Annotated in this window: 4 protein-coding genes and 3 pseudogenes; 6 read left to right on the top strand and 1 reads right to left on the bottom strand. The window is 68.6% G+C overall.

Annotated features, from left to right (window positions below):
- Window positions 1–340: 340 nt before the first annotated feature.
- On the bottom strand, window positions 341–1,045 hold the full coding sequence (locus GEV28_RS41940; protein WP_291419912.1) for a hypothetical protein: 705 nt from the start codon (window positions 1,043–1,045) through the stop codon (window positions 341–343).
- Window positions 1,046–1,092: 47 nt separating this feature from the next.
- On the opposite strand from GEV28_RS41940, the pseudogene GEV28_RS41935 reads away from it, so the two are divergent.
- The 6 genes and pseudogenes from GEV28_RS41935 to GEV28_RS41915 form a co-directional block, all read left to right on the top strand.
- Window positions 1,093–1,413 (top strand): annotated as a pseudogene (locus GEV28_RS41935) (hypothetical protein); the annotation flags it as partial.
- Window positions 1,410–1,946, top strand: coding sequence for a 3-isopropylmalate dehydratase (locus GEV28_RS41930; RefSeq protein ID WP_291419910.1), 537 nt, complete (start codon window positions 1,410–1,412; stop codon window positions 1,944–1,946). The pseudogene GEV28_RS41935 and the gene GEV28_RS41930, both read left to right, overlap by 4 nt.
- Entirely contained in the window at window positions 1,946–3,208 is a 1,263-nt protein-coding gene (locus GEV28_RS41925; protein ID WP_291419908.1) for an aconitase/3-isopropylmalate dehydratase large subunit family protein, read from the top strand. The genes GEV28_RS41930 and GEV28_RS41925 overlap by 1 nt, the downstream gene beginning before the upstream one ends.
- Window positions 3,205–4,221 (top strand): annotated as a pseudogene (locus GEV28_RS41920) (aconitase family protein); the annotation flags it as partial. The gene GEV28_RS41925 and the pseudogene GEV28_RS41920, both read left to right, overlap by 4 nt.
- 73 nt (window positions 4,222–4,294) lie before the next feature.
- Window positions 4,295–4,462, top strand: a pseudogene (locus tag GEV28_RS42960) (aconitase family protein); the annotation flags it as partial.
- Between the two features lie 374 nt (window positions 4,463–4,836).
- Window positions 4,837–5,211: hypothetical protein (locus GEV28_RS41915; RefSeq protein WP_291419904.1), on the top strand; the 375-nt coding region annotated here is incomplete at its 3' end.

Below are 5,211 nucleotides of genomic sequence, written 5' to 3'. Positions count from 1 at the left end.
TACCTGTCCACCGCAACCAAGTGGGGTCTGGACACGCTTGACGCGATGACGCGCCTGTTCACCACCGGTGCGTGGCTCCCGCCTGCCCTCACCCCCGACATCACCGCCGTGTAATCACGCCACCAAGGCTGAACAGCTACGTCAGGAGGCCCTCGGCCTGTTCGGCGATCATAGCGGCCCACTCGGAATCGGTTGCGGCAGTCTCCACTAGCCGTTCGAGTACTGTCATTCCTTCTCCCTTCTGTTCATCAGTTCCGTGAGCGCCAGTACTGGCGCCTGTACAGAGGTCTTGCAGTGTTCGGTTTCGGTGGCCGTGAAGGTGCCATGTTCGAAGTATCGGTCACCCGCGTGCGCACCCTGGCAGTAGGAGAAGAACTCGCACGTGGCCTTGCACCGCTCCAGTCCGATCAGGAACTCTTGGACATAGAAGATCGGCCGCGCGACTGAGAATTGTCGGCAGGGAATCCGTTAGCACGTTGCCGGCAACGAAGTCGTGGTATCGATCGTCATGGACACCCAACAGTTCGGGCGACAGCAGCACTACATCGCCGTTCCAGCCGATTGTCGGAATGAGATCGTGCCGCGCGTCGGCTCCTCGCATCGCCGTCTTCAACCCGAGGAACCCGAGAATCCGCTCGACTTCCCGCACCGTCATCTCGCGGTTCTGTCTGCTCCAGGTGAACGTGTCCCGCCAGAACCGCTGCGCCTGCTCCATGGCGGGTGTGTCGCCGTCGACGTTGGCGCCCTCTTTTGCCTCGATGTTGAACCCAACCCACCGGGAACCTAGGTCGCGTAGGAAGTCGAGTGTGTCATGGGCTCGGCTCGTGCCGTCCTGGCTCACGACAGCCAGCACGATGAACGGAATATCGTGCCGCTTCAAGGTGTCGATCCCGGCCACGGACCGGTCGACCATGAGACGCCCGGCACGGTCGACTCGGTGATGGTTGACGGAGCGCGGACCGTCGATGCTCACGCCGACGCCGATCTCGTACCGCTCGAACAGCTCGCACCAGGCGTCCGTAATGAGCGTGGCGCCGGTCTGCACCTTGTGTTGCACCTGGCCGGCCCGACGGCACGGCGACGCGGCGCGAGCTCGACGACACGACGTTCGACCGCGCGGACCGAATAGTCGTGCTCTCGCGCGAGCAGGTGCACCACGACAAGCAGTTCGACATCCTCGGCCCGGTCGAGCGCGGCCGGCTCGAGTGGGCCGACATCAGGGAGATCGGCGAGGTGCTCGCCGGGCAGGCGCCCGGGCGCGGCAGCGCGGACGAGATCACGGTCTTCGCCAACAACACCGGCATGGGGCTGCAGTTCGCGGCCGTCTGCGCGCGGGCGCTCGCGCTCGCCGAGCAGCGGGACCTCGGCCACATCGTGCCCACCGACTGGTTCTTGGAGGAGACGAGCCCATGAGTGAGCGGGCGAGCGAATCATCGGCACGGCGTGTTGGTGGACAGGCGATCGTCTTCGGGGACAACGTCAACACCGACGTGATCATCCCCGGCCGCTATCTGGTGAGCATCGACCCGGCCGAGCTGGCCGAGCACGCGTTCGAGCCGCTCGGTCCGGACGTGCAACGGCGGCTGCGGGCCAGCGGCGTGGTCGTCGCCGGCCGCAACTTCGGCTGCGGCAGCGCCAGGGAACAGGCGTCGACGTGCCTGATCGGTGCAGGCATCAAGGCCGTCGTGGCGGCGTCGTTCTCGCGGGTGTTCTTCCGCAACGCCATCAACACCGGGCTGGTCGCTGTGGAGAGCGCGGACGCGGTCGCGGCGGTCGAGGACGGCGCGGAGGTGTGGGTCGACTACCACGCGGGGGTCATCGAGGCGGCGGGACGGCGGTTCGAGTTCGCCCCGTACCCGGCGCACCTGCGCGAGATTCTCGAGAGCGGCGGCCTCATCGCGCATCTCATGGCCACGTCGGCCACGTCCGGCAAAGAGGGTGTCTGATGGGCAAGACCTTCGCGCAGAAGGCGTTGGAGCGCGCGTCCGGCGAGCGCGACCTCGTGCCGGGGCAGATCGTCACCGCGTATCCCGACCTCTACATGAGCCACACGGCGAGCTGGCGCTGCATCAAGACCCTGGAGCGGATGGGGGTCTCGACGCTGTTCGACGTCGACCGCATCGCCATGGTCATGGACCACATCTCGCCGGCGCAGAACGCGCGGACGGCCGGCCACCACAGCCTGTCCCGCGACTTCGCCACCAGGATGGGTATCACGAGGTTCTACGACGTCAACGCCGGCATCGCGCACATGGTGCTGATGGAGAACGGCCACATCCTGCCCGGCCAGCTCGTGATCGGCACCGACTCGCACTCCACGATCTACGGCGCGCTCGGCGCGTTCGGGACCGGCGTCGGGTTCAGCGAGATCACCGCGGCGTGGGTCACCGGCACGATCTGGCTCAAGGTGCCGGAGTCCGTCAAGATCGAGATCGAGGGACCGCTCGCGCGTGGGACATATCCCAAGGACCTCATGCTCAAGCTGATCGGGGATCTGACCGCGGACGGCGCGACGTACTGCTCGGTGGAGTTCGGCGGCTCCTACGCGCGGCGGATGTCGGTGTCGGAGCGGATGACGCTGTGCAACCTGGCGATGGAGATGGGCGCCAAGAACGCTGTCGTGCCGCCGGACGACGTGAAGCTGTCCTATTTGGACGACGCGGGCGTGGCCGCGGAGCGGTACGAGGTGCTCGCCGCCGATCCGGACGCGGAGTACCGGCAGGTCGAGCGCATCGACGGCCGGACGCTGAGTCCGCAGGTCGCCGTGCCGCACACGGTGGACAACGTCGTCCCGGTCGGCGACGTCGTGGGGACCAAGGTGGACCAGGTGTTCATCGGTTCGTGCGCCAACGCGAAGTACGACGACCTCGCGATCGCGGCCGAGTTCCTCGCCGGCAACAAGGTCGCGCCGGGCGTGCGGCTGATCGTCACGCCCGCGTCGGCCGCGGTGATGGCAAGGGCGGCGACCGACGGCGTCGTGTCGACTCTCATCGAGGCGGGGGCGCTGATCACCAACCCGGGCTGCGGGGCGTGCGCGGGCGACGGGGGAGCGATGGCCGACGGCGAGGTCACGCTGTCCACCGCCAACCGCAACTTCCAGGGCCGGATGGGCAGCTACACCAGCTCGATCTACCTGAGCAGCCCGGCGACCGCGGCGGCGTCCGCGATCCGCGGCGTGATCAGCAACCCGCAGGAGCTGCTCGCATGAACCTCGTGGAGAAGATCCTCGCCCGCGCCAGCGGAAGGTCCACTGTGGAACCCGGCGACATCGTGGTCGCCGACGTGGACCGGATGATCATGCACGACCTCAGCGGCTACCTGACCGCCAAGGTGTTCGACGAGCAGGTGGGTGGGCAGGTGCGGTACCCGGACCGCGTGGTCATGGTGTTCGACCACCACTTCTCGCCGGCCACCGAGGAGAGCGCCGACATCCTCGAGGCGAACCGGCGGTGGGCGCGCCGGCAGGGCATCCACCTCTTCGACTGCGGCAACGGCAACATCCACCACGTCGCCGTGCGGCGCGGGCTGATCCAGCCCGGGATGATCGTCGTCGGCTCCGACAGCCACACTCCCGTGCGCGGGACACTCGGCGCGTTCGCGGCCGCGCTGGGCAACGACTCGCACGCGGGCACCGTGCTGCCATACGGCAAGGCGTGGTTCAAGGTGCCGCATACCGTTCGGGTCGAGCTGCACGGCACCCCGCCCGCGGGGACCTCGCCGCGCGACGTCGCGCTGTGGCTCGCCGCGGAGATCGGCGAGGGCGGGCTCGTCTACGCCGCGGTGGAGTTCGCCGGGCCGTACGTCAAGGAACTGTCCATCTGGGACCGTTGGCTGTTCCCGCTCATCTGCATCGACATCGGGGCGAAGTGCGCGTTCGTCGAGCCGGACGCCGTCACCGAGGCGTTCGTGCGCACGCTGCCCGGTGGCCGGCTGGACCTGCTGACCCGCAGCGACGGCGGGGAGGCCGCCGAGGTGCTGCGGTTCGACGTGGGCGAGCTCACGCCGCAGGTGGCGTGCCCGCCCACGGTGGGCAACGTGCGTCCGGTCGAGTCGGTCGCGGGCAAGCCCGTGCAGTGGGCGGAGCTCGGCGGGCACGCCGGTGGCCGGATCGAGGACGTCCGGGCGGCCGCCGAGGTGCTACGCGGCCGGCGCGTGCACCCCGACGTGCGGTTCAACGTCGTGCCGTCGAGTCGCGAGGTGTTCACCCAGGCGCTGCGCGAGGGGCTGGTCGAGCCAACTCCACGAGGCCGGAGCGACCTGGTTCCCCGCGAGCACGGGTTCCAACCAGGCCTACAACATGGGCGCGATGGCCGGCGGCGAGACGATGATCTCCAACCACGCGCGCAACTTCCCCGGCCGCAACGGCAGCCCGGAGGCCGAGATGTACCTCGCGTCGGCACTCTCGGTGGCCGCGTCCGCGGTGACCGGGGTCATCACCGACCCGCGGGAGGTGCTGCAGTGAGCGAGCTTGCGAGCGAACCAGGGTCACAGGGTGAGCGGGTGAGCGAACCAGGGTCACAGGGTGAGCGGGTGAGCGAACCAGGGTCGCAGGGTGAGCGGGTGAGCGAACCAGGGTCGCAGGGTGAGCGGGCCGAGGGCAGGTGCTGGAAGTTCGGCGACCGCATCCCCACCGACCGGCTGGTCAAGACCAAGTACGTGGTCGCGCCGATGGCCGAGATCGTCAAGCACGTGCTGGAGGACCTCAACCCGGACTTCCCGCGCCAGGTGGTGGGGGTAGCGGAACCCGCAGGGTGAGATCCATTCCAGGGTGCCGTCGCGTTTGATGATCTTCCAGCCGCCGAACGTCTTCGCGCGGTGGTGCGGACGACACGCCGGGTGCACGTTGTGCTTGTCGGTCGGCCCGGCCGGGAACGGCTCGCGATGATCCAAATCGCACTGCGCGGCGGGCCGGACACAACCCGGCCCCGTACAAGTCGGCATGGCGGCCTGGATGTGATCGCGCAACGCCGCGGGCGGGGTGTAGCGGCGACGCCCCACATCCAGCACCCGGCCGGTCGCGGGTTCGGTCAGGATCCGCCGCCACGTCGCATCCGCCCGGTAAGCGAGATCAACCGCCTGTTGGGCGGCGATGTCGCCGTACCCGACCAGGTGTCCGGGGGTGTTGTCCACCCCGAGCGCGGCGCGGGCGGGCAGGGTGACCTGCACTATCACCTTGGCGTGTTCGAAGTCCTTACCGGCCAACAAGTCCAG

It is taken from the genome of Actinophytocola sp., assembly GCF_009379765.1.
Taxonomy (GTDB): domain Bacteria; phylum Actinomycetota; class Actinomycetes; order Mycobacteriales; family Pseudonocardiaceae; genus Actinophytocola.
This window is presented reverse-complemented; position numbering and strand designations above follow the sequence as displayed.

What these genes read in the sequence shown, in the direction of transcription:
- GEV28_RS41930 (WP_291419910.1), top strand. Translation starts at nt 1,410, where the DNA reads ATGAGTGAGCGGGCGAGCGAATCATCGGCACGGCGTGTTGGTGGACAG.
- GEV28_RS41925 (WP_291419908.1), top strand. Translation starts at nt 1,946, where the DNA reads ATGGGCAAGACCTTCGCGCAGAAGGCGTTGGAGCGCGCGTCCGGCGAG.